Source organism: Gemmiger sp. An50 (genome assembly GCF_002161595.1).
Taxonomy (GTDB): Bacteria; Bacillota; Clostridia; order Oscillospirales; family Ruminococcaceae; genus Allofournierella.
On sequence record NZ_NFID01000012.1, the window covers coordinates 70,389 to 91,957 of the forward strand.

18 protein-coding genes are annotated in these 21,569 nt (G+C 62.7%); 10 read left to right on the plus strand and 8 right to left on the minus strand.

Going from position 1 to position 21,569, the window contains the following annotated elements:
• Positions 1 to 63 precede the first annotated feature (63 nt).
• From B5G03_RS11340 to B5G03_RS11355, 4 genes are all read right to left on the minus strand, one after another.
• Entirely contained in the window at positions 64 to 738 is a 675-nt protein-coding gene (locus B5G03_RS11340; protein ID WP_087181815.1) for a DUF4956 domain-containing protein, read from the minus strand.
• The gene (locus tag B5G03_RS11345; protein WP_162613397.1) at positions 725 to 1,441 is read right to left on the minus strand and encodes a polyphosphate polymerase domain-containing protein; all 717 of its coding nucleotides are present in this window, start codon (positions 1,439 to 1,441) and stop codon (positions 725 to 727) included. Before B5G03_RS11345 ends, B5G03_RS11340 begins: the two co-directional genes overlap by 14 nt.
• Positions 1,425 to 3,071 carry a CotH kinase family protein gene (locus tag B5G03_RS11350; protein ID WP_087181817.1) on the minus strand — a complete coding sequence of 549 codons (1,647 nt, stop codon included), beginning with the start codon at positions 3,069 to 3,071 and terminating at the stop codon, positions 1,425 to 1,427. The genes B5G03_RS11345 and B5G03_RS11350 overlap by 17 nt, the downstream gene beginning before the upstream one ends.
• A 255-nt stretch (positions 3,072 to 3,326) precedes the next feature.
• Complete coding sequence (locus B5G03_RS11355) at positions 3,327 to 3,548, minus strand: hypothetical protein (RefSeq protein ID WP_058963270.1); 222 nt, start codon at positions 3,546 to 3,548, stop codon at positions 3,327 to 3,329.
• A gap of 491 nt (positions 3,549 to 4,039) precedes the next feature.
• Here B5G03_RS11355 and B5G03_RS11360 point away from each other — a divergent pair, with 491 nt between their 5' ends.
• The 3 genes from B5G03_RS11360 (at position 4,040) to B5G03_RS11370 (ending at position 7,208) form a co-directional block, all read left to right on the plus strand.
• Positions 4,040 to 5,296 carry a hemolysin family protein gene (locus B5G03_RS11360; protein WP_242962425.1) on the plus strand — a complete coding sequence of 419 codons (1,257 nt, stop codon included), beginning with the start codon at positions 4,040 to 4,042 and terminating at the stop codon, positions 5,294 to 5,296.
• Complete coding sequence (asnA, locus tag B5G03_RS11365; protein WP_087181819.1) at positions 5,293 to 6,300, plus strand: aspartate--ammonia ligase; 1,008 nt, start codon at positions 5,293 to 5,295, stop codon at positions 6,298 to 6,300. Before B5G03_RS11360 ends, asnA begins: the two co-directional genes overlap by 4 nt.
• A 140-nt stretch (positions 6,301 to 6,440) precedes the next feature.
• Entirely contained in the window at positions 6,441 to 7,208 is a 768-nt protein-coding gene (locus tag B5G03_RS11370) for a sulfite exporter TauE/SafE family protein (RefSeq protein ID WP_087181820.1), read from the plus strand.
• 52 nt (positions 7,209 to 7,260) lie between these two features.
• On the opposite strand, the gene B5G03_RS11375 is transcribed toward B5G03_RS11370, so the two are convergent.
• The 3 genes from B5G03_RS11375 to B5G03_RS11385 are packed head-to-tail and all read right to left on the minus strand — an operon-like array spanning position 7,261 to position 12,221.
• Entirely contained in the window at positions 7,261 to 7,629 is a 369-nt protein-coding gene (locus tag B5G03_RS11375) for a winged helix-turn-helix domain-containing protein (RefSeq protein ID WP_087181821.1), read from the minus strand.
• A 34-nt stretch (positions 7,630 to 7,663) separates the two neighbouring features.
• Positions 7,664 to 9,814, minus strand: a complete 2,151-nt coding sequence (locus B5G03_RS11380; protein WP_087181822.1) for a Tex family protein — start codon at positions 9,812 to 9,814, stop codon at positions 7,664 to 7,666.
• Between the two features lie 28 nt (positions 9,815 to 9,842).
• Entirely contained in the window at positions 9,843 to 12,221 is a 2,379-nt protein-coding gene (locus tag B5G03_RS11385; protein WP_087181823.1) for a YfhO family protein, read from the minus strand.
• Between the two features lie 134 nt (positions 12,222 to 12,355).
• On the opposite strand from B5G03_RS11385, the gene yfbR reads away from it, so the two are divergent.
• The gene (yfbR, locus tag B5G03_RS11390) at positions 12,356 to 12,955 is read left to right on the plus strand and encodes a 5'-deoxynucleotidase (protein ID WP_087181824.1); all 600 of its coding nucleotides are present in this window, start codon (positions 12,356 to 12,358) and stop codon (positions 12,953 to 12,955) included.
• Positions 12,956 to 12,960: 5 nt separating this feature from the next.
• Here yfbR and dusB read toward each other — a convergent pair whose 3' ends face one another.
• A complete protein-coding gene (gene dusB, locus B5G03_RS11395; protein ID WP_087181825.1) occupies positions 12,961 to 13,935 on the minus strand; it encodes a tRNA dihydrouridine synthase DusB in 975 nt (324 codons plus the stop codon).
• A 170-nt stretch (positions 13,936 to 14,105) separates the two neighbouring features.
• Between dusB and polA the strand changes: the two genes are divergently transcribed.
• The 6 genes from polA (at position 14,106) to B5G03_RS11425 (ending at position 21,539) form a co-directional block, all read left to right on the plus strand.
• Entirely contained in the window at positions 14,106 to 16,625 is a 2,520-nt protein-coding gene (polA, locus tag B5G03_RS11400) for a DNA polymerase I (protein ID WP_087181826.1), read from the plus strand.
• A 31-nt stretch (positions 16,626 to 16,656) separates the two neighbouring features.
• Entirely contained in the window at positions 16,657 to 17,109 is a 453-nt protein-coding gene (gene rimI / locus B5G03_RS11405) for a ribosomal protein S18-alanine N-acetyltransferase (RefSeq protein WP_087181827.1), read from the plus strand.
• Positions 17,110 to 17,170: 61 nt separating this feature from the next.
• Positions 17,171 to 18,184: a tRNA (adenosine(37)-N6)-threonylcarbamoyltransferase complex transferase subunit TsaD gene (tsaD, locus tag B5G03_RS11410; protein ID WP_087181828.1), complete on the plus strand. Its 1,014-nt coding sequence runs from the start codon at positions 17,171 to 17,173 to the stop codon at positions 18,182 to 18,184.
• A 106-nt stretch (positions 18,185 to 18,290) separates the two neighbouring features.
• Complete coding sequence (locus B5G03_RS11415; RefSeq protein WP_087181829.1) at positions 18,291 to 19,127, plus strand: DegV family protein; 837 nt, start codon at positions 18,291 to 18,293, stop codon at positions 19,125 to 19,127.
• Between the two features lie 383 nt (positions 19,128 to 19,510).
• On the plus strand, positions 19,511 to 20,329 hold the full coding sequence (locus tag B5G03_RS11420) for a metallophosphoesterase (RefSeq protein WP_087181830.1): 819 nt from the start codon (positions 19,511 to 19,513) through the stop codon (positions 20,327 to 20,329).
• A 124-nt stretch (positions 20,330 to 20,453) separates the two neighbouring features.
• Positions 20,454 to 21,539 carry a uridine kinase family protein gene (locus tag B5G03_RS11425; RefSeq protein WP_087181831.1) on the plus strand — a complete coding sequence of 362 codons (1,086 nt, stop codon included), beginning with the start codon at positions 20,454 to 20,456 and terminating at the stop codon, positions 21,537 to 21,539.
• Positions 21,540 to 21,569 lie beyond the last annotated feature (30 nt).

The window sequence follows — 21,569 nt, forward strand, 5'->3', positions numbered from 1 at the left end:
GTTTGGAAAACCGGGCGGCTTTTGTTTCGATTGATTTTAAAGCACGGATGAATGCGCGGCGGCTCAGAACCGGGCTTCGCCGTCGTGGGAGAGCAGGCTCACGCTCTCGACCCCGGGCACCGCGGCGCAGGCCTGCACCAGCTGGGCCTCCTTGTTGGTGCGCAGCTCCACGATCAGGTCCACGCCCTGGGCGGTCAGGTTGCGGCTCTTCACACGGCAGCTCTTGGCGTACTTGCGCACCACCGGGTCCAGGGCATGCTCCAGGTTCGGGTCGCTGCCGTTCACCACCAGCAGGAAGGGAGCCTTGCCCGCCGGAACCAGGTCCAGCAGGAAGAGCAGCACGGTGACCACCAGGCTGGCGATGATGGCGATGGAATACAACCGCGCGCCGCACACGATGCCGATGCTGATGCTCCAGAACAGGAACACCAGGTCCATGGGGTCCTTCACCGCGTTGCGGAAACGAACGATGGACAGCGCGCCCACCATGCCCAGGCTGATCACGATGCTGCTCTGCATGGCCAGCACGATGGCTGCGGTGATCACCGGCATCAGGGCCAGGGCCTTGTTGAAGTCCCGGCTGTAGAAGGCGTTGCGGCTGGCCAGCCGGTACACCACATACAGGTAAACGCCCAGCAGGGTGGTGATGCCCAGCACCACCGCCAAAGCGGCGGGGGTAATATCGGTGGAGGCGAAGCCCTCCAGCACACTGTTTTTGATCACGTCATTGAAGCTCATATTGCATTGCCCTTTCCGCCAGAGGCTCGCTCAGAACCAACCGGCTGAGATAATATTTCGAGAATGCGGTGCGGCGCAGATGCCCCAATTCCAGCACCTGGGCCACCGGGTCGGGAAGAAATTCGTCGTATTTGACCTCCAGCACATGCTGCCCCGCCGCCAGAATGGGCGTGAGCGGCACACGCTCGTCCAGAAAGCGGCCCACCGCTGCGCTGGCGGCGATGTTCCGGTCAAAGGTGATGCGCACGTTGCCCAAGGCGCTTATGTAAGCGGTGCGCTCATATTCCACGATCACCTTGGGCGCCAGGCCCCGGGTACGCATGGCCGCCGCCAGCAGGTTCATGGGCGGCGGGCTGTCCGGCCCGATGGGCGGGGGCGTCCCCTGCAGGATGGCCCGGCACTGCTCCGGCGTGATGGTACAGCCGGTCTTGTGGGTCATGCCGTGCAGCTTTTCCTTGATCTCCAGCTTGATAAGGCTGGCGTCCCCATTGTAGATGCGCAGCCGATACTTGCGCCGGTCGTCCACACCGGCTTCGTTCTCCCGCAGGCAGCTGTTGTCGAAATCGTCAAAATACAGGCTGCGGATGGCGTAGCCGCCGGGCCGGTGATGGCCGTCCGGCCGGAGCAGGGGCGTGAGCCGGGCGGCGAGCACCGTCAGCTGGGCCCCGCTCACCTGGTACTTCCATTCATTCCGGTAATCCAAACTCTTCCACCCTTTCCGGCCGGTAATCCGCCATGTATTCGTCCAGATAGTCCAGCCGCTTTTCCATCATTTCGTCCGTTTCATCCAGATCCAGGGTGCGGTGGGCGGAAAGGCCGCTGGCGTAGCCCTTGTCGGCGCCCCAGAGCGCCCAGTCCCGGCCCATGGCCCCGCTCTCCACCAGATACTCGGTCTCGGCCTCCATGGCCTCGAGGATCGCGTCCCAGTCGAACAGAGTCTCGCGCAGCTCGGCCCAGCGCCGGGCCACCCGGTCCGCGGTGCCCTCCGGGTCTGTCTGATACAGCCGGTTCAGCTCCATGTCTGGAATAATCAGGGTGGTGAAGTCCAGCTCGAACATGCCCTCGTGGGTGTCGCCCCAGACGTAGTTCAGGTCCCAGGGGATGCGGTAGAACTGCCCCTCGTCCGCCCGGTACATATAATACATATTATGGTAGGAGTTGTCGATGGCGCAGGTGAACTGCTTGAACAGGGCCACGTCGATCAGGTTGTCGGTGTTGGCCGTCTGCTCCAGATGCTGGGTATCGGTCTTGGTGTCCGGCCAGAAGAAGGCCTCCGCATACCCCCGCATGGGCTCCCACACGCCCTCGGTCCAGCGCTTCGGCCAGACCACCTCCAGCTTGTTCAGCCACTGCAGGCTCTGGTCCTTTTCCAGCTGGTCGTATTCCTCGTCGTAGGCCATCACGCCCTGCCGGTATTTATACAGCCGGTCGCCGCCCTCCAGGTTCAGCAGCTCCCGGTCCACGGCGGAGCACAGCAGATACACACCCATGTATTCGCCGTTCAGATACAGCTCCACAAACTCGCAGGACGCGCCCGGGGGATCGCATTCATAGGCGGCGCTCATCTGGCCCCACAGATCGTTGACCACCTTATCCCGCACGCGGGTCACGTCGGTGGCCAGGTTCAAAAGAATCCAGTCCGCATCCGAGCCAAGGCCCAGCAGGTCCTGGGCGTCGGCCGCGCCGCTCTCGTCCATCAGGTTCAGCCGGTAGGACTTTTTGTCCGCAAAATAGCTGGCGTTGCCCCGCCAGTGCCATTCCAGGCCGGTGCTCACCGCCTGCTGGCGCACATTGCCCTCGGGCCAGAACACCCGGATGCTGCCGTAGTTATTTTCCACCGGCAGACGGCCCATGGTTCCGCCCACCACCTCCGGGTCACGGGGCGTGCTCACCCGCACCTGGCTGTCGATGGCGATGGCCGGCATGCCGCTGCGGTAGACATACAGCTTTTTCCACTGCTTGCCGTCACACACATACACCGCCTGCGGCTGGCCGCTGGCAATCTGTTCGCTGCCGTCGGCCTGCCACAGCCAGTCCGGCAGATAGACCTGCCCCCACTGGGCGCTGAGCGTGCCGGTGGCCTGGCCATTCAGCGGCTGCGGCAGGCAGTAGGCCCCCAGCTCCCGGTTGTAGGGCAGCTCCACCCCGTTCCAGTACAGCGCGCATTCCTCCGCGCTCAGCGCCGCCGTGCTGGTCAGTTGTTCAATTTTGCCCCGGTCTGCCAGACGGACGCCGAACAGCATCCGGGACTGCTGCAAGGCGCTGAACGCCAAAAACCCGGCCAAGGCGCAAAGACAGCCGATGACCAGGACCCATTTGACTGTTTTCTTCAAGAAATTGCCCCATTTCCCCTAAGGCAATGCCGCATCATTCCAGGTGGTGGAGGACGCCGGAAGATTCTGGCGTGACGCGCCGCCTGAGCCTGCCGGGCGTGAATTGTGCGGTGTTGCCGTATATTCTCGACACAGTTTCGCTTTATTTTACCACGCCGCCTATGGCCTGTAAAGGTTGACGCCTCTTTCTTCCAAACAAAATCTGCAAAGAAAGAGCCGGCCGGTGCTGCGCACCGGCCGGCTCTTTTTTCGTTCTTACTGAACCACCGCGTTGTAGACCTGCTCTACTTCCTCGGCGTTCTCACCCATCAGCTTGACGGGATGCTTGTAATCCAGATTCATCAGGCCCAAAATGCTCTTGGCATCGGCGATGACGCCCTTCAGATCCTGCACGTTCAGCTCGCACTCGCAGGAAGCTGCGGCGCTCACAATGTCCTTAACCTGTTTGAAGCTGGAAACCTTGATCTCTTTCATCATTGTCTCATGCCTCCCAAAAAATCTTCTCAAATGTTTTTTCCGGCGGCGCGCCTTTCCCCTGCGCTCGGCATTCCGGTTTTCTTCGGAGCTTTGCCGGTGTGTTTAGTATGGCTCAATGAGCCGTCCCTCAAACACATCCTTGCTCCTTGCTAGGCATTATAGCACGGAATAATCCATTTGTCGCCACTTTTCAAAAGTTTCTCCCCGATGTACCAAAAGCGCAGTTTTCCTCGGTTAATTTTTGTTACTTTTGTCTTTAACATTGAGACTGGTTCACACTTAGGAAACATTTATCCATATTCTTTTGTCCGCATGGCACAAACACATTGTTTCGCCGCAACAACTCTCGCCATATTTTTGTTGCATTGACGGCCGCGTTCTGTTATATATAATAAGGTAACCCTTGCCTTGGCAAGGGGCTGCATCCGACAAAAATACATTTGAGATTTCAGAAAGGTTCGTGATTGTTTTTGGATACTCCTGGCCCTAGTATGTACCTGTTTATTCTTCTTCTGGTCGCCGGTTCGGCATTCTTCTCCGGCAGTGAGACCGCGCTTTCCTCCTTCAACCGCATCCGCATGCGCAACCGCGCCGAAAGCGGCGACAAGGGCGCGGCCCTGGCGCTGAAGATCGCCGATGACTACGACAAGACCATTTCCACCATCCTCATCGGCAACAACATCGTGAACATGGCCAGCTCCTCGCTGGGCACCGTGATGGCCGTGGCCATCGTGGGCCAGCAGTGGGGCCCCACGGTCTCCACCGTGGTGATGACCCTGCTGGTGCTGATCTTCGGCGAGATCCTGCCCAAGAGCCTCGCCAAGGAGCACGCGGAGACCATCGCCATCCAGGTGGCCGGGATCATCGACCTGCTTCGCAAGCTGTTCACCCCTCTGGTGCTGTTCTTTGTGCTGCTGAAAAAACTGGCCTTCGGCCGCAAGGCGGCGGACGACCAGCCCAGCGTGACTGAGGACGAATTGAAGACCATCATCGACACGGTGGAAGAAGAAGGCGTGCTGGACAGTCAGGAGACCGACATCATCCAATCGGTCATCGACTTCGACGATATCACCGTGCAGGAAATTCTGATCCCCCGCGTGGATATGCTGGCGGTGGACGTGAACGAGCCGGTGGATCAGGTGATCGCCACCGTGTTGGCCAACAGCTACACCCGCATCCCGGTGTACGAAAACGACATCGACCACATCATCGGCATGCTTCACACCCGCGATCTGTTCAGCTGCCTGGCCCGCGGCGAGGCGGTGGACGTGCGCGCGCTCTGCCGCGACATCCCCTTTGTGTACCGCACCAAGCACATCAATGACCTGCTGGCCGAGCTGCGCCGCAAAAAGCAGCACATGGCCATCGTGACCGACGACTACGGCGGAACCCTGGGCCTTGTGACCATGGAGGACGTGCTGGAGGAGCTGGTGGGCGAGATCTTCGACGAGACCGACGAGGTGGAGGAAATGCTCATCCAGAAGCTGGAGGAAAACCTGTACCGGGTGGCCGGCGAGGTGAACATCGACGATCTGTTCGACGAGCTGGACCTGCGCATCAAGGATTTCGACAGCGATTATTCCAGCGTAGCCGGCTGGGCCCTGGAGTGTCTGGAGCACATCCCCGAGCCCGGCGAGAGCTTCGAGTTCCAGGGGCTGCACGTCACCGTGGAAAAGGTGGAGGACAAGCGCATCCTGAGCCTGCTGGTGCGCATCGAACCCAAGCCTGAGGAGGAAACACACCAATGAACAAAACCATGCTGCCCGGCGGCTACACCCCCTGCCTGGGCCTTTACGATACCCAGAAGGCCATCGGCCTGATCAAGCAGATCTTCGAGGTGAAGCTCTGCGCCGCGCTGCACCTGAAGCGGGTCACCGCGCCCCTGTTCGTGGACCCGGCCACCGGCCTGAACGACGATCTGAACGGCGTGGAGCGCCCGGTCAGCTTTGACGTGCCCGCCACCGGCTCCAGCGCCCAGGTGGTGCACAGCCTGGCCAAGTGGAAGCGGCTGGCCCTGCACCAGTACGGCTTCCGGGTGGGCAACGGCCTGGTGACCGACATGAACGCCATCCGCCGGGACGAGGAGATGGATAACCTGCACTCCATCTACGTGGACCAGTGGGACTGGGAAAAGGTGATCACCGCCCAGGACCGCACCCCGGAATTCCTGATGCACACCGTACAGAACATCGTGTATGCCATCGGCTCCACGCTGGACGAGCTGAAATGGCAGTTCGCGGACCTGAACACCAGCCTGTGCCGCGAGGTCACCTTCGTGACCAGCCAGGAACTGGAGGACCTGTACCCCGGCCTGTCGCCCAAGGAGCGGGAGAACGCCTTTGCCAAGGAGCACCGCACCATTTTTATCATGCAGATCGGCGGCAAGCTGAAGAGCGGCAAGCCCCACGACGGCCGCGCCCCCGACTACGACGACTGGACTCTGAACGGCGACCTGCTGTTCTGGCACGAGCCGCTGGAGCAGGCCATCGAGATCAGCAGCATGGGCATCCGTGTGGACCCTGCTGCCCTGGACCGTCAGCTGAGCGAGGCGGGCTGCGACGACCGCCGCACCCTGCCCTTCCACAAGATGCTGCTGGCGGGCGAGCTGCCCCTGACCATTGGCGGCGGCATCGGCCAGAGCCGCCTGTGCATGCTGCTGCTGGGCAAGGTACACGTGGGCGAAGTACAGGTAAGCCTGTGGGACGACGAGACCCGCGCCGCCTGCCGCGCCGCCGGTGTTCCCCTGCTGTGATATTTGCCTGATGTTACAGGTTCCCGGCCTTCCATTTTGGAAGGCCGGGCCTTTTTTCGGTCTTTTCACAGTTTTTTCGCCTTTTTGCGCTATTCTTCTCTTTGACATTTTGGAAATTGGAAAAGTGAGGCAACAGTAAAATGCTTTTGACCCTGATCGTCTGCTTTTTCGCGGGCATGGGCGCGGGCCTGGGCACCGGATTCGCCGGCATGAGCGCCGCCGCGGTGATCAGCCCCATGCTCATCACCTTCCTGCACATGGACCCCTACCTGGCGGTGGGCATCGCCCTGGCCAGCGACGTGCTTGCCAGCGCCGCCTCCGCTTACACCTACGGCAAAAACAAAAACCTGGACATCCGGGGCGGCCTGGTGATGATGGCCGCGGTGCTGGTCTTCACCATGGTGGGCAGCTGGGCGGCCAGCCTGATGCCCAGCCAGACCATGGGCGGCTTCTCGCTGTTCATGACCCTGTTCCTGGGCCTGAAATTCATCGTGCTGCCGGTGACCACCACCAAGGAAAAACGGGCCGGGCTTTCGCCTTTGGTCAGCACCCTGCAATCGCTGGGCTGCGGCATGGTGATCGGCTTTATCTGCGGCTTCGTGGGCGCGGGCGGCGGCTTGATGATGCTGCTCATCCTCACCAGCGTGCTGGGCTACGAGCTGAAGACCGCCGTGGGCACCAGCGTGTTCATCATGACCTTCACCGCCCTCACCGGCGCGGCTTCTCACTTCGCCATCGGCGGCGCGCCGGACGTTCTGGTTCTGGCGCTGTGCATGCTGTTCACCCTGGTGTGGGCGCTCATTGCCGCCCGCTTTGCCAACCGGGCCAGCCCGGTGGTGCTCAACCGGGCCACCGGCGCGGTGCTCACCGTACTGGGCATAATCATGATCGCGGTGCATTATCTGTAATCGAATAAAAAAAGCCGCAGGGCATTCTTTTTGGAATGCTCCGCGGCCTTTTTTATTGCTCCGGGGAAAGATCCTTTTCCGGATGGAAGGTGGAAAAATAGGTGTTGTACAGGTCCTGGGCGCTCTGGCCGCAGGCGGTGCGGTAGGCCTGGTAGCGCATGAGCAGCTCCTTGGCCTGGGGAGTGATGGTGCTGCCGCCGCCCCCCTTGCCGCCGATGGTCCGCTGGGTCATGGCGAAGCCGAATTCCCGCTCCGCCCGCTTGACCATGGAAAAGGCCTTGGTGTAGGCCATGCCCAGATGCTGGGCCGCAGCCCGCAGGCTGCCCAGCCGCTCCACCTCCAGCAGCAGCTCACAGGGGCCAGCGCCGAAAAACCGCTCGCCCTCGTCGCTGCAAAAGTACACGCTGAATTTTACCTGCATGGCTGTTTCCTCCCTTTCCCTTCTCTGCCTTGATTTACTGCTTGTTCAGCCCCTTCATGGTCAGGCTGATGCGCTTTTTCTTCTGATCCACATCCAGGATCTTCACCTTGACCACGTCGCCCACCTTCACCGCCTGGCTGGGATGCTTGATGAACTTATCGCTCAGCTGGCTGATGTGCACCAGGCCGTCCTGATGTACGCCGATGTCCACGAACGCACCGAAGTCGATCACGTTGCGCACGGTGCCCATCAGCTCCATGCCCGGCTTTAAGTCCTCCAGGCTCATCACGTCGCTGCGCAGCATGGGCGCGGGCAGCTCGTCGCGCATATCCCGCCCAGGGCGCAGCAGCTCGGCGATGATGTCCTTCAGGGTGGGTTCGCCCGCGCCGGTCTCGGCGCAGAGGGCGGCAAAGCCGATCTCCTTGGCTTTTTGGGGCAGAGCCTGGATGGCCTCGGTGCCGATGTCCCTGTCCGCAAAGCCGCACAGGCTCAGCAGCTTTTCCGCCGCCGGGTAGCTTTCCGGGTGGACGGCGGTGCCGTCCAGCGCTTTTTTGGCCCCGGGAATGCGCAGAAAGCCCGCGCACTGCTCAAAGGCCTTGGGGCCCAGGCCCTTCACCTTTTTCAGCTGGGCACGGCTGGCGAAGGCGCCGTTCTCCTCCCGCCAGGCCACCACGTTTTTGGCGGTGGAGGCGCTCAGGCCCGCCACCCGGGCCAGCAGGGGGGCGCTGGCGGTGTTCAGGTCCACGCCAACGCTGTTCACGCAAGCCTCCACCACGCCGTCCAGCGTCTCGTTCAGCCGCTTCTGGGGCATGTCGTGCTGGTACTGGCCCACGCCCACGGCCTTGGGGTCGATCTTCACCAGCTCGGCCAGGGGATCCTGCAAACGGCGGGCGATGCTCACCGCGCTGCGCAGGTTCACGTCGAACTGGGGGAACTCCTCGGCGGCCAGCTTACTGGCAGAGTAAACGCTGGCCCCTGCCTCGCTGACCACCATGTACTGCACGCCGCCGCCCAGCTCCCGGATGACCTCGGCGGCGAAGATCTCGGTCTCCTTGCCGGCGGTGCCGTTGCCGATGGCGATGATCTGCACATGGTGGCGGCGGATCAGGTCCTTTACCTTGGCCTTGGCCTGGTCTACCTTTTTGAACTCGGGCACCGGGTAGACCACCGCGGTGTCCAGCACCTTGCCGGTCTCGTCCACCACGGCCAGCTTGCAGCCCATGCGGTAGCCCGGGTCCATGCCCAGGGCCACCTTGCCCTTGATGGGCGGCTGCAACAGCAGCTGGCGCAGGTTCTCGCCGAACACCTGGATGGCGCCCTCGGCGGCCTCGTCAGACAGATTGGAGCGCACCTCACGCTCCAGGCTGGGGTGGATCAGCCGGGTGTAGGCATCCTCCACCGCGGCGCTTACCTGGGCCGCGCTGGGGCCGCCGCCCGCCTTCACGAACATGCGGCGGATGCCGCCCACGGCCTTTTCCGCGTCCACCTCCACGGTCACCTTCAAAAAGCCTTCCCGCTCGCCCCGGTCCAGAGCCAGCACCCGGTGACCGGCGATCTTGTTCACCGCCTGGCTGAAATCGTAGTACCCGGCGTAGACGCTGTCCTCCTCCTTGGCGGCCTTGCTCTTCACCAGGCCGAAGGTCTGATAAAAGCGGCGCAGCTGGGCGCGCAGGGCCGCGTCGTCGCTCACCTGTTCGGCAATGATGTCCCGCGCACCGGCCAGGGCGGCTTCGGCGTCCGGCACCTCGTCATTCAGGTACTTCTCCGCCTCGGCGTTCACATCCAGGCCCGGCTTCTGGGCGAAGATGGCCTGGGCCAGCGGCTCCAGGCCCCGGGCCTTGGCCACGCTGGCGCGGGTCTTGCGCTTGGGCTTGTAGGGCCGGTAGAGGTCCTCCACCTCGGCCAGGGTCTTGGCGGCGTCCAGAGCCTTTTTCAGCTCCGGGGTCATGGCGCCCAGCTCTTCAATGGTGGCCGCCACTTCGCCCTTGCGCTTTTCCAGACCGCGCAGGTACTCCAGCCGGTCGGCCAGCTGGCGCAGCACCTGGTCATCCATGGCGTTGGTGGCCTCCTTGCGGTAACGGGCAATGAAGGGAATGGTGTTGCCCTCGTCGATCAGGCGGATGGCCGCCGAAACATACTGCTCGGGGACGTTCAGCTCCCCGGCAAGAATCTTTGCAAAATCCATTGGGTTCTTTCTCCTTTGTGTTCCGGTCTTACTGCCGGGGCTGCGGCGGGTCCAGATGGTACTTTTCCGCAAGAGTCGCCCGGTATTTTTTACGGGCGCGGGCGCACAGCACCAGATAGCCCGCAAACACCACGGCGCTCACTCCCGCCAGGGTCAGGCTTACATTCAAGCCTTGCGTGTGGTATTCCAGCCGGATGGTATTGTCGCCCGCGGAGGCAGGCACCGCCATCATTCCGCCGGAGACTTTCAGCACCGGGGCCTCCTCGCCGTTCACGGTGGCGGTGAAGCCCGCGTCGTAGGGCACCGGGAAGAAGACCAGCGTGCTGTTTTCCAGCTGGATGTTGGCGGTAAGGCCCCAGTTGTCCAGCGCAACGCTGCTGGCAGCCATGGCCTGCCGGTCATCCAGGTCGTCCTCGTAGCTGGACCGGTCGAAGTCGGTCTGCTCGGCCTCGGTCAGATGGCGCAGCCCGCCGCCCCAGCTGTTCACCTGCTCCTCGCTGAGCACGATGGCCCGGACCAGCAGATTGTCCCGGTATTCCTCCGGGATCTCCTCGTACTCCTCCTCGGTGATGTAGGCATCGTAGGAGTAGGCCATGGGCAGCCAGTCGGTGTTTTCATACACCGCCAGCTGGCCCTGGGTGAGCCAGTAGCGCCAGTTGTCGCCGGCCTTTTCCTCAAATTCCTCCTGCTTATCCACCGGGCAGATGGTGTACTTCACACTGAGCAGGCCCCGCAGCGCGTATTCCTCCACTTCGGGGGCGCTGCGCACGTCCCGCTTCACGCCCACCTGGGGGTAGAACTCCAGAATGGAGGGAGCCACGGTGGAGTTGAAGGTCTGCAGGTCGCTCCGGTTCACCCACAGGCCCAGGTTGTCGTAGCATTCGTAGTCGTCGATGCGGTAGGCGCCCTCCGGCAGAATCTCCGCCAGGGCCCGGCCATCCACATACTGCTGCTGGTAGAAGTCCTTGTCGTTGTCCCACTGGGCGAACTTGCCGATGGCGATGTGCACCGCGCCGTACAGACAGCCGAAAACCAGCACCGCCGCGGTGAGCCGCCGGGACAGCTGAGGCGTGCGCTTGTACATGAGCCACAGCACCCAAAACAGCAGCACCCCGATAAAGGCGATGCCGAAGTTCAAGAAGAACTTTTCCGGGTAGTCCATCACGCCGATCTTCCAGCCGCCGTCGTCGGTCTCGGTGGGCACCAGGGCGAAGGCACAGTAGGCCAGCAGCACCGCCAGCGTGGGGCGCAGGCCCTTTTTCAGGTCCACCTCGTCCTCATGCTCCAGTCCGTAGATGGTGACCGCGCACATGATGAGCACCGGCATATAATACCAGCGGGCGTAGTAGCTGGAGTTCATGGCGTAGAACATGGAGTTCAGACCCGGCACCAGTGCCATCACCAGACAGACGCTGAGAATCCACTTGAAGGCGGTGCCCTTTTTGCACCGGCAGTAGGCCAGCACGCCCATCATGCTCACCAGGGGCAGATAGGCGGTCATGCTGGTCCATTTAATGACGCCGGAATCGAAGATCACCGGCATGTAGGGGCAGTCCGGCGGGAAGAAGAAGCTGTAAAGAATGGCGGCGTACTGCTGCACGCTGCTGTAGAGCAGCAGGCCGAAGCCGTCGGAAAAGCTGGACACCCGGGGGTTGTTCTGCAGGCTGAGCATGGTGGGGATGGCCAGAATGGCCCCCATGCCCACGCCCGCCAGGCTCTCGAAAGCCAGCGCGCCGAAGGTGCGGCCACCAATTTTATACCGCCCGGCCAGCACCATGCAGATGAAGTAGATGGCCAGGAACACCACCTGACCGGCGAAGAAGAAGTAGTTATTCAAAAGATTCAGCGCCACCAGCACCGCGAAGGGGCCACGGCGCTTTTCGTACACCGCCGCGTCCAGCGCCCAGAGCAGATAGGGGAACAGCGCCACCACATCCACAAAATGGTTGAAGAACACGTTGTACACCGTGAAGCCGGAAAAGGCGTACATGCAGGCGCCCAGCACCGCCATGTTTTCTCTGCGGGCGTAACGGCGCATCCACAGGTAAGCGCCCCCGCCTGCCACCGCGAATTTCAGGCAGAGCAGCGGCACCATCAGATAAGGCAGCCAGGCCGCCGGGAACAGCAGGCTCAGCCACCAGAAGGGACTGCCCGCCAGATAAAAGGCGTAGCTGTTCAAAAAGCCGCTGCCCAGATCAGTGGCCCAGCTGAAGGAGCCGCCGCCGGATTTTACGAATTCATTGGCGGAATAATAAAAGGCGATCTGCTGGCTGTTGAAGTCTCCCGCGTACAAAAAGAAGCCTTTATCCACAATGTAGAACGGCAGGAACATCAGCGCGGCGGCCAGGCCGCACAGCGCAAAGGTAAGCCAGTATTTGTTCTGTGGTTTATCCAGTGGGCGTATCATAAAACGCACCTCACATCCCTTCCCCTTTCGCCGCGCCGGGGCTGCCCCCGGGCAGGAAAATATGGTATATTGTTTTCGTAACGCGCCCATTGGGCGCAATCTAAATAAGTCTAACACCCAGGAGTGTGAAAGAAATGAAAACCTATTCCTTCAATGCTCTGGTGAGCCGGATGAAATACATCCGCCGGTGGAGCCTGATGCATGCCTCCCGCACCGAGAGCCTGAGCGAGCACGCGGCGGACACCGCCATCCTGGCCCATACCCTGTGCCTGATCGCGCAAAAAATCACCGGCACGCCGGTGCGGCCGGAGACAGTGGCGGTGGCGGCGCTGTATCACGACGCCCAGGAAATTCTCACCGGCGATATGCCCACTCCCGTGAAATACAAAAACGAGCGGCTGCGCAAGGCCTACAAGGCATTGGAGGACGAGAGCGCCGCCGCCCTGCTGGGCTATCTGCCCGCCCAGCTGCGGGGCGAGATGGCCGGTTACGTGACCGGCAGCCTGCTCACCGAAGCGGAGGCAAAGCTGCTCAAGGCGGCGGACCGGCTGAGCGCCCTGATCAAATGCACCGAGGAGGTGCAGGCCGGCAACCGGGAATTCGCCGCCGCGCTGACCCAGCAGCGGGCCGCGTTAAAAGAAATGCACTGCCCGGAGGCGGACTACTTCATTGTGCACATGCTGCCCTGCTACGCCCAGCCGCTGGACGAGCTGACCAGCCAGAGCGCGGAATAAGCCGCTCAGCGGTTGCCCGCGTCGTATACTTTTTGGAAGAGCTCGTCCAGGTCTTCGTAGTGGCTCAGCTGACAGCAGGCCCGGCGCAGCCCCGCCGCGCCCTTGAGGCCCTTCATGTAGTAAAGGGCCTGGCTGCGGGCCTGGGGCATGGCCACCCACTCGCCCTTTTCCTCGCACATCTCATACACCTGGGTGCGCAGGGCTTCCAGACGCTGGCGCAGGGTGGGCTTTTCCGGGGCGGGCTCGCCGTTTAAGGCGGCCTTGATCTCGGCAAAAATCCAGGGGTCGCCCAGCGCGGCACGGCCCACCATCACGCCGTCGCAGCCGGTGGCGTTCACCATGGCGAGCGCGTCGGCGGCGGATTCAATGTCGCCGTTGCCCAAGACCGGAATTTTCACCGCCTTTTTCACCGCTTCGATGATCTTCCAGTCCACACAGCCGGGCTGGTACATCTGCTCCCGGGTGCGGCCGTGCACCGCCACCAGCGCCGCGCCCGCGGCCTCGCAGGCCTTGGCCACCTCCACGGCGGTGATGTGGTCCGCGTCCCAGCCGGCCCGCATCTTCACGGTGACCGGCTTGCCCTGGCTCTCCTTCACCACCGCGGCCACGATGTCACCGCAGTTTTTGGGGTCCAGCATCAGCTTGCTGCCCGCTCCACTGGAGTTGATCTTGGGGGCCGGGCAGCCCATGTTGATGTCGATGAAATCGAACTTGTACTTCTGGATCAGCGCGGTGGCCTGGCCCATGGTCTCGGGTTCCGCGCCGAACAGCTGCACCCCATAGGGAGCCGGGTTGTTTTCATTATAAATCAGCTGGGCGCTCTTTTTGTCGCCAAAGGTCAGGGCCTTCGCGCTGACCATCTCGCTGATGGTGTAAAGCGCCCCGTGGTTGGCCGCCAGACGGCGGCAGGCGGCGTCGGTGAAACCGGCCATGGGGGCCAGCACCGCGCCGGGGGCAAAGGTCATATTGCCAAGCTGCATTGCAGTTTCTCCTTTGAAAAAGCCGGAGCGCTGCCCCGGCAGAAATCCAGGGTTTATTGTACCACAAAACTTAGCGTTGTGGTATACTTATTAAATATAGCTATTCCATAGCAAGTATCGCCCGACTTTTCTTGCGGGCGGTCAACACACGTTTTTTCGGAGGTCTGCCCATGAAATTGCTGGTTTTGGACGGCAACAGCATTGTGAACCGCGCCTTCTACGGCATCAAGCTGCTCACCACCAAGGATGGCCGTTACACCAACGCCATCTACGGTTTTATGAACATTCTGCTGAACCTGTTAAAAGAGGTCCAGCCGGACGAGGTGGCCATCGCCTTTGATTTGAAGGCCCCCACCTTCCGCCACAAGATGTACGACGGCTACAAGGCCACCCGCAAGGGCATGCCCGAGGAGCTGGCCCAGCAGATGCCGGTGCTGAAAGAACTGCTGGCCGACCTGGGCTTTGTGATGGTCTCCAAGGAGGGCTACGAGGCGGACGACATTCTGGGCACCCTGAGTGCGGCCGCTGCCGCCCGGGGCGACGAGTGCTATCTGGCCACCGGTGACCGGGACAGCCTGCAATTGGTGAACGACCACGTGACCGTGCTGCTGGCCGCCACCCGGATGGGCCGCAGCGAGACTGTGGTGATGGACAAGGCCGCTGTGGAGGAAAAATACGGCGTGAGCCCCAAACAGCTGATCGAGGTGAAGAGCCTGATGGGCGACACCTCGGACAACATCCCCGGTGTGGCGGGCGTGGGCGAAAAGACCGCTCTGGCCCTGATTCAGAAATTCGGCAGCCTGGCGGGCGTATACGAGAACATCGACGACAGCGCCATCAAGCCCGGCGTGCGCACCAAACTGACCACTCACAAAGAAGACGCGGAGCTTTCCCGCAAGCTGGCGGAAATCGACTGCGCCATCCCGGTGGACACCGCCCCCGGCACCTACAAGCGGGGTGAGGGCGACGCAGCCGCGGCCGCCGGGCTGCTGGCCGAGCTGGAGATCCACAGCCTTGCCCCCCGGCTGGGCCTGGACGGCGTGACCCCCAAGGCCGCCGCTCCCGCGCCGGAGCTTGCCGCCGTGGAGCCGGACGTGCTGCCCATGATCCCCGAGGGCCGGTATGAGCTGGCCCAGGAGGGCGAGGGCTGGTACGCGGTGCAGGGCAGCGCCGTCTACCCGCTGGACGAGGCCGCACTGGTCCGTCTGCTGGACAGCGACGCCACCCTGCGAGTATTTGACGCAAAGCCGCTCTATCATCTGGCGCTGGCAAACGGCGGCGAGGGCAAAAGCATCGTGTTTGACGCGAAGCTGGCCGCTTATCTGCTGAACCCCGCCGCCAGCAGCTACACGGTGGAAAATCTGGCCGCGGAATACGGCATCCAGCCCGCCTTCCGCTGCGAGGACGCCCCGCTGGCCGGTGTGCTGACCGGGCTGTACGACGCGCTGGACGCCAAGGTGACCGAGGAGAGCATGGACCGGCTGCTGGCTGAGGTGGAGCTGCCGCTGGCGCTGGTGCTGGCGGACATGGAGCGCACCGGCATGCTGGTGGACCGGGAAGGCCTGGTGGCCTTTGGCGAAAAGATGAAGCAGGAGCTGGAGGGCTGCCTTGCCCGCATTTACGAGCAGGTGGGCTACGAGTTCAACGTGAACAGCCCCAAGCAGCTGGGCGAGGCGCTCTTTGTGAAGATGGGCCTGCCGCCCCGCAAGAAGACCAAGAGCGGCTACTCCACCAATGCGGAGACGCTGGAAAGCCTGCGGAATGAGAGCCCGGTGATCGACGACATTTTGCAGTACCGCACCTACCAGAAGCTGAACTCCACCTATGTGGAGGGCCTTTTGAAGGTGATCGGGCCGGACGGGCGGATGCACTCCACCTTCAACCAGACCGAAGCCCGCACCGGGCGGCTTTCCTCCAGCGAGCCCAACATGCAGAACATTCCCATCCGCACCCCGCTGGGCAGCCAGCTGCGCCAGTTCTTTGTGGCGAAGCCCGGCTGCACCCTGGTGGACGCGGACTACAGCCAGATCGAGCTGCGGCTGCTGGCCCACATTTCCGGGGATGAATCCATGCGCCAGGCCTTTCTGACCGGGCAGGACATCCACCGCAGCACCGCCGCGAAAATTTACAACCTGCCGCCGGAGATGATCACCCCTGCCCTGCGCTCCTCCGCCAAGGCGGTGAACTTCGGCATCGTGTACGGCATCGGCGCGTTCAGCCTCTCCCGTGACATCAACGTGTCGGTGAAGGAGGCGGACCAGTTCATCAAGAACTATCTGGCCACCTTCCCCGGCGTGAAAAACTATATGGACGAGACCATCGCCCACGGCACCGAGAAGGGCTATGTGACCACCCTGTTCGGCCGCCGCCGGGCGCTGCCCGAGCTGGCCAGCAAGAACCACAACCTGCGGGCGCTGGGCGAGCGGATGGCCATGAACACTCCTATTCAGGGTACTGCGGCGGACGTGATCAAGCTGGCCATGGTGAAGGTATGGCGGCGGCTGCGGGCCGAGGGCCTGGCCGCCAATCTGATTTTGCAGGTGCACGACGAACTGATCGTGGAGGCCCCGGAGGCCGAGGCCGAGACCGTGGCCCGCATCCTGAAGGAAGAGATGGAGGGCGCGGTGAGCTATTCCGTGCCCCTGACCGCCGACGTGGGCCAGGGCAAGACCTGGCTGGAATCCCACTAAGGCGGGTTTTCCACAGAGGAGGCGTTTTTTCGTGGAATACTTTGTGCGACCCATGGAGCGGGCCGATCTGGACGTGTGTGCAGTGATCGAACAGAGCGCGGGCGACCCCTGGAGCCTGGCCCAGCTTTCCGAGGAGCTGGAAAACCAGTTGGCAGGGGGCGCGTCCCGGCTGTTTGTGGCACAGGCACCCGGCCAGTCGGTGGCGGGCCTTGCCGCCTGGCAGCTGGCCGCCGGGGAGGCCAGTCTCTACACCCTGACCGTGGCCCCCGAGGCCCGGCGCACCGGTGCGGGCACCGCTTTGCTGCACCAAAGCCTGGAGGCGCTGCGCGGCGAGGGCGCGGAGGTCGCCTTTCTGGAGGTGCGGGCCTCCAACGCCGGGGCCATCGCCCTGTATGAGCAGGCGGGCTTTGTGGCGGACGGCCGCCGTCCCCGCTTTTACCAGAACCCCACCGAGGACGCGGTCCTCATGCACCGGGCGCTGTGAATTTGGCAGAACCGGCCCAAATTTCCCTGATTTTTGTTGAAAAGCATGGTGATATTACAAAATGTATATTCTAGGAATCGAGAGCACCTGCGATGAAACCGCCGCCGCCGTGGTAAAGGACGGCCGCGAGCTGGTGAGCAATGTGATCTCCACCAGTGTGGCGGAGCAGGCCCTTTATGGCGGCGTGGTGCCGGAGATCGCCAGCCGCCGCCACGCGGAATACATCAGTGCCACGGTGGAAAAGGCCCTGACGGATGCGGGCATGACTCCCGCCGACCTGGACGGCATCGCCGTCTCCTTTGCGCCGGGTCTGATCGGCGCGGTGCTGGTGGGCGTGAACTTCGCCAAGGGCCTGGCCTACGCGGCCCAAAAGCCTTTGGTGCCGCTGCATCATCTGCGGGGGCACATCGCCGCCCTCTACCTGACCCACCCGGATTTAAAACCGCCCTTCCTGTGTCTGGTGGCCAGCGGCGGACACAGCCACATTGTGCAGGTGACCGACTACACCCGCTTCACGGTGCTGGGCCGCACAGTGGACGACGCGGCGGGCGAGGCCTTCGACAAGGTGGCCCGCACCCTGGGGCTTGGCTACCCGGGCGGACCGGCCATCAGCAAGGCGGCCAGGAACGGCAACCCCAAGGCCTACAAGCTGCCGGTGCCCCACGTGGAGGGCAAGTACAATGTGAGTTTTTCCGGCCTGAAGACCGCGGTGCTGAACGCGGTGAACCAGGCGGAGATGCGGGGCGAGACGGTGAACGCGGCGGATATGGCCGCCAGCTTTGAGCATCGAATCGACGAGATTCTGGCGGGCAAGCTGCTGGATGCCGCAAAGGACACCGGCGCGTCCACCATCTGCCTGGCGGGCGGCGTTGCCGCCAACAGCCTTTTGCGCTGCCTGGTGAACGAGGGCGCCCAGAAGCTGGGGGCAAAGCTCTGCCTGCCCGCGGTGGAATTCTGCGGTGACAACGGCGCCATGATCGCCGCCCAAGGCTTTTACGAGCTGCAAAGCGGCAATGTGGCGGGTCTCGAATTGAACGGCCTGCCCACCCTGCCCATTGATTACAACTGCGGCTAACCTGTTTCGCCTTGACGAACAGGGCCAAAAGCTCTATAATATATCTAGTATTAAAAACTATGTGGTTTTGCGCGGCTCCGCGCCGCCCAAAGGGAGTGTATTTACTATGTCTTGGATGATCGTTGCCGACTCCTCCTGCGAACTGCGCAGCCTGCCCGATGCCGTACCCCAGACCGGTTTTGCCACCGTGCCGCTGAAAATTCGCGTGGGCGACCGGGAATTTGTAGACAATGCCGCACTGGATGTGGCCGTGATGATGGCCGAGATGCGCAACTACAACGGCGCGTCCACCACCGCCTGCCCCAGCCCCGAGGAATGGGCGGAAAAGTTCCTGCTGGGGGATAACATCATTGCCGTGACCATCAGCAGCAATCTTTCCGGCAGCTACAACAGCGCCATGATCGCAAAGGAAATGGTGCTGGAAAGCCACCCGGACAAAAAGATCTACGTGCTGGACAGCCTGTCCACCGGCGGCGAGATGGTGCTGGCCATCCGCAAGGCCAACGAGCTGATCGGCCAGGGTCTGGAATTCGAGGATGTGGTGAAGGAGCTGGAGGTGTATTACGCGCCCCGCCAGGTGCTGTTTGCCCTTTCCTGCTTTGACAATCTGGTGAAGAACGGCCGCATGAGCCGTGTTGTGGGCTTTGTGGCCGGCAAGATGGGCATGCGCATCGTGGGCCGCGGCAGCGACGACGGCAAGCTGGAAATGCTGCACAAGACCCGCGGCGAGACCCGCACCCTGGCCTTCATCCTGGAAGAGATGGACCGTCGGGGCTATCAGGGCACGCCGGTGGTCATCAGCCACTGCTTCAACGAGAACGCCGCGCATCTGCTGCGCCACGGCATCGAGACCAAGTGGTCCGGCGCGGACGTGACCGTGCTGCCCTGCAGCGGCCTGACCAGCTTCTACGCCCAGGACGGCGGCATCATCGTGGGCTACTGATTTTTCACGATTTCTTCGCACCCTGTTTCTTTAGCCGAGGCCGGATAGGAAAACTTTGCCTGCGGACTGACGATTTTGGGCAACTGACTGCGGCAGAGCAGCTCGACAACCACCAAGGGTGCCTTCGCTGCTCTTTCTTGCATTTGCTCCAAAATCCCCGGGCCGCAGGTGCAAGGCAGCCCTGACCCAGGATTTTGAGGTCAAAACGAACAAAAAAGAGCGCCCCAATACTTGGTGTATTGAGGCGTTCTTTTGCGTTTATTGGGGCCCAAAATCCTACGTCAGGGCCAAAGTTTTCTTGTCCGGACTCGGCTTTTCAAACGAGGTGCGTTTTTGTTATAATACTGGTATTGAAACAATTCCCCCACAGGAGGTCAGACCCTATGGATCAAAACCGTGCCGACCGGGCCGCCCGTCTGTTTCTGGGCGCAGCCGCCGGAGCCGCCGTGGCCGGGGCTGCGGTGGGCTGGTATGCCGCCAGGGTGGAGCCCCGGCAGCTTACCATCAGCCGCCCGGAGCTTTGCCGCCGCCCGCCGGTGAAGGCCCTCTTTTTCTCGGACGTACACTTTGGGCCCATGTATTCCCCCCAGTTTCTGGAGCCGCTGGTAAACGCCATCAATGCCGAAGCCCCCGAGCTGGTGCTCTTCGGCGGCGACTTCTTCGCCAAGTTCGCCCGCGACGCCCACATGCTGGACTTTTCCTGGCTGGCGGGCCAGCTGCGGCGCATCGAAGCGCCGCTGGGCAAATACGCGGTGTGGGGCAACCACGACGTGCGCCAGGGCGCCGCGCCCTTCTACCGGATGCTGATGGAGCACGGCGGCTTTGTTCCCCTGTGGGATAAGATCGTGCAGCCCGCGCCGGGTGCCACGGTTTGCGGTCTGGCCCCTTATTCCGACGGCAAGGTGCTGCGGGATATGCCCGCCGAGGGCTGGCGGGTCTGCCTGTGCCACATGCCGGACAAGGCCCGCTACCTGAATCTTTCCCATGTGGATGTGATGCTCAGCGGCCACAGCCACGCGGGCCAGCTGCAGGTGCCGGTGCTCACCAAAATGATCCTGCCGCCGGGGGGCAAGATGTTCCCCCAGGGTCTTTACCGGCCCCAGCCCGACCGCCCGGCTCAGCTGTTCGTGAGCCAGGGCATCGGCATGAGCGGCGTGCCCTTCCGGCTGCTCACCCCGCCCGAGCTGGTGGTGCTGGCCTAACGCCCTCTTCTCTATTGCTTTTTCGCTGGCCGTGCTCACCGCACGGCCGGTTCGCTTTTTCCCTGATTTGCAGCCGGTCCCCGCCTCTTGGCGGAACGCCGGTTTTTTGGAGGTGAATCTCTTTATGAACGACTTTTCCATGACCCAGTTCACCCGGGAGCTGCAGGCGCATCTGGACGCCCATCCTCTGGCCCAGCCCGCCGACCTGGTGAAATACTGCCGCCAGCGGGCCTTCGGCGCGTCCCGCACTTATACGGGGGAGCAGGAGGCTTTGCAAGCGCTGGCGAAAGAATACGCGGCCCTCTCGCCGGACGATGCAGCCCCGCTGCTGGAGCCGCTGGGGCCCGGCGCGGCACGGCTGAATCTGGCGGGAGCCGCCGCCAGCGGACTGACTCCGGCCCAGCTGGCCCGGGCCTGCGTGCTGGATTCCTCCCTCGCCCAGCGGGACGAAGCCTGGTTCCGCCAGGCGCTGGAGGCACTGGAGCAGCTGGCCGCCCAAAACGCGCTCCCCCCTGCCTGCAGCCGGAACATGAAGGGATTTTTGGCCCTGTACCGGAACAAGGGCTGCCCGCCTTTGCGCCACAGTGATGTGTACCGGGCTGCCTACCAGCCCCACTACCGGGTCTTTTCCGGGCCGCTTGCCCGGCTGCTGCCCCTGATGGCGGCGGTGAGCCAGCACAGCGCGGGCCTTGCGGAGAACCGGCGGCTGGCCGTTGCCATGGACGGCTGCGCCGCCGCCGGAAAGACCGAGGCCGCCGAGTGGCTGAGCCGGGTCTTCTGCGCCGGTGTGGTGCACATGGACGACTTCTTCCTGCCGCCCCATCTGCGCACCGCCCAGCGCCGGGGTCAGCCCGGGGGCAATGTGCACTACGAGCGGTTCTCCATCCAGGTGGCCCCCCGGCTGCCCTGGCGGGAGCCTTTTTCCTATCAGCGGTTCGACTGCGCCCGCCGCAGCCTGGGGGAATGGCGGCAGGTGCCCGCAGTACCGGTGGTCTTCGTGGAGGGCGCCTATGCTCTGCACCCGGCCTGCCGGGGCGAGTACGGCCTGAAGGTGTTCTTTGATGTTTCGCCCCGGCTGCAGCAGGAGCGGATCTTGAAGCGGAACGGACCGGACCAGTGGGTCCGCTTCCGGGAGGAATGGATTCCCATGGAGCGGCTGTATCAGGAGCATTTTCAGATCCGCCGCCAGGTGGACCTGATCGTGGAATAACAAAAAGCGCCCGGCACGGAATTAAAACTT

Excerpts from the sequence above, each read along its gene's own strand:
- B5G03_RS11340 (WP_087181815.1), bottom strand. The coding sequence starts at position 738 with ATGAGCTTCAATGACGTGATCAAAAACAGTGTGCTGGAGGGCTTCGCC.
- B5G03_RS11355 (WP_058963270.1), bottom strand. The coding sequence starts at position 3,548 with ATGATGAAAGAGATCAAGGTTTCCAGCTTCAAACAGGTTAAGGACATT.
- B5G03_RS11360 (WP_242962425.1), top strand. The coding sequence starts at position 4,040 with ATGTACCTGTTTATTCTTCTTCTGGTCGCCGGTTCGGCATTCTTCTCC.
- asnA (WP_087181819.1), top strand. The coding sequence starts at position 5,293 with ATGAACAAAACCATGCTGCCCGGCGGCTACACCCCCTGCCTGGGCCTT.
- B5G03_RS11370 (WP_087181820.1), top strand. The coding sequence starts at position 6,441 with ATGCTTTTGACCCTGATCGTCTGCTTTTTCGCGGGCATGGGCGCGGGC.
- B5G03_RS11375 (WP_087181821.1), bottom strand. The coding sequence starts at position 7,629 with ATGCAGGTAAAATTCAGCGTGTACTTTTGCAGCGACGAGGGCGAGCGG.
- B5G03_RS11380 (WP_087181822.1), bottom strand. The coding sequence starts at position 9,814 with ATGGATTTTGCAAAGATTCTTGCCGGGGAGCTGAACGTCCCCGAGCAG.
- B5G03_RS11385 (WP_087181823.1), bottom strand. The coding sequence starts at position 12,221 with ATGATACGCCCACTGGATAAACCACAGAACAAATACTGGCTTACCTTT.
- yfbR (WP_087181824.1), top strand. The coding sequence starts at position 12,356 with ATGAAAACCTATTCCTTCAATGCTCTGGTGAGCCGGATGAAATACATC.
- dusB (WP_087181825.1), bottom strand. The coding sequence starts at position 13,935 with ATGCAGCTTGGCAATATGACCTTTGCCCCCGGCGCGGTGCTGGCCCCC.
- polA (WP_087181826.1), top strand. The coding sequence starts at position 14,106 with ATGAAATTGCTGGTTTTGGACGGCAACAGCATTGTGAACCGCGCCTTC.
- tsaD (WP_087181828.1), top strand. The coding sequence starts at position 17,171 with ATGTATATTCTAGGAATCGAGAGCACCTGCGATGAAACCGCCGCCGCC.
- B5G03_RS11415 (WP_087181829.1), top strand. The coding sequence starts at position 18,291 with ATGTCTTGGATGATCGTTGCCGACTCCTCCTGCGAACTGCGCAGCCTG.
- B5G03_RS11420 (WP_087181830.1), top strand. The coding sequence starts at position 19,511 with ATGGATCAAAACCGTGCCGACCGGGCCGCCCGTCTGTTTCTGGGCGCA.
- B5G03_RS11425 (WP_087181831.1), top strand. The coding sequence starts at position 20,454 with ATGAACGACTTTTCCATGACCCAGTTCACCCGGGAGCTGCAGGCGCAT.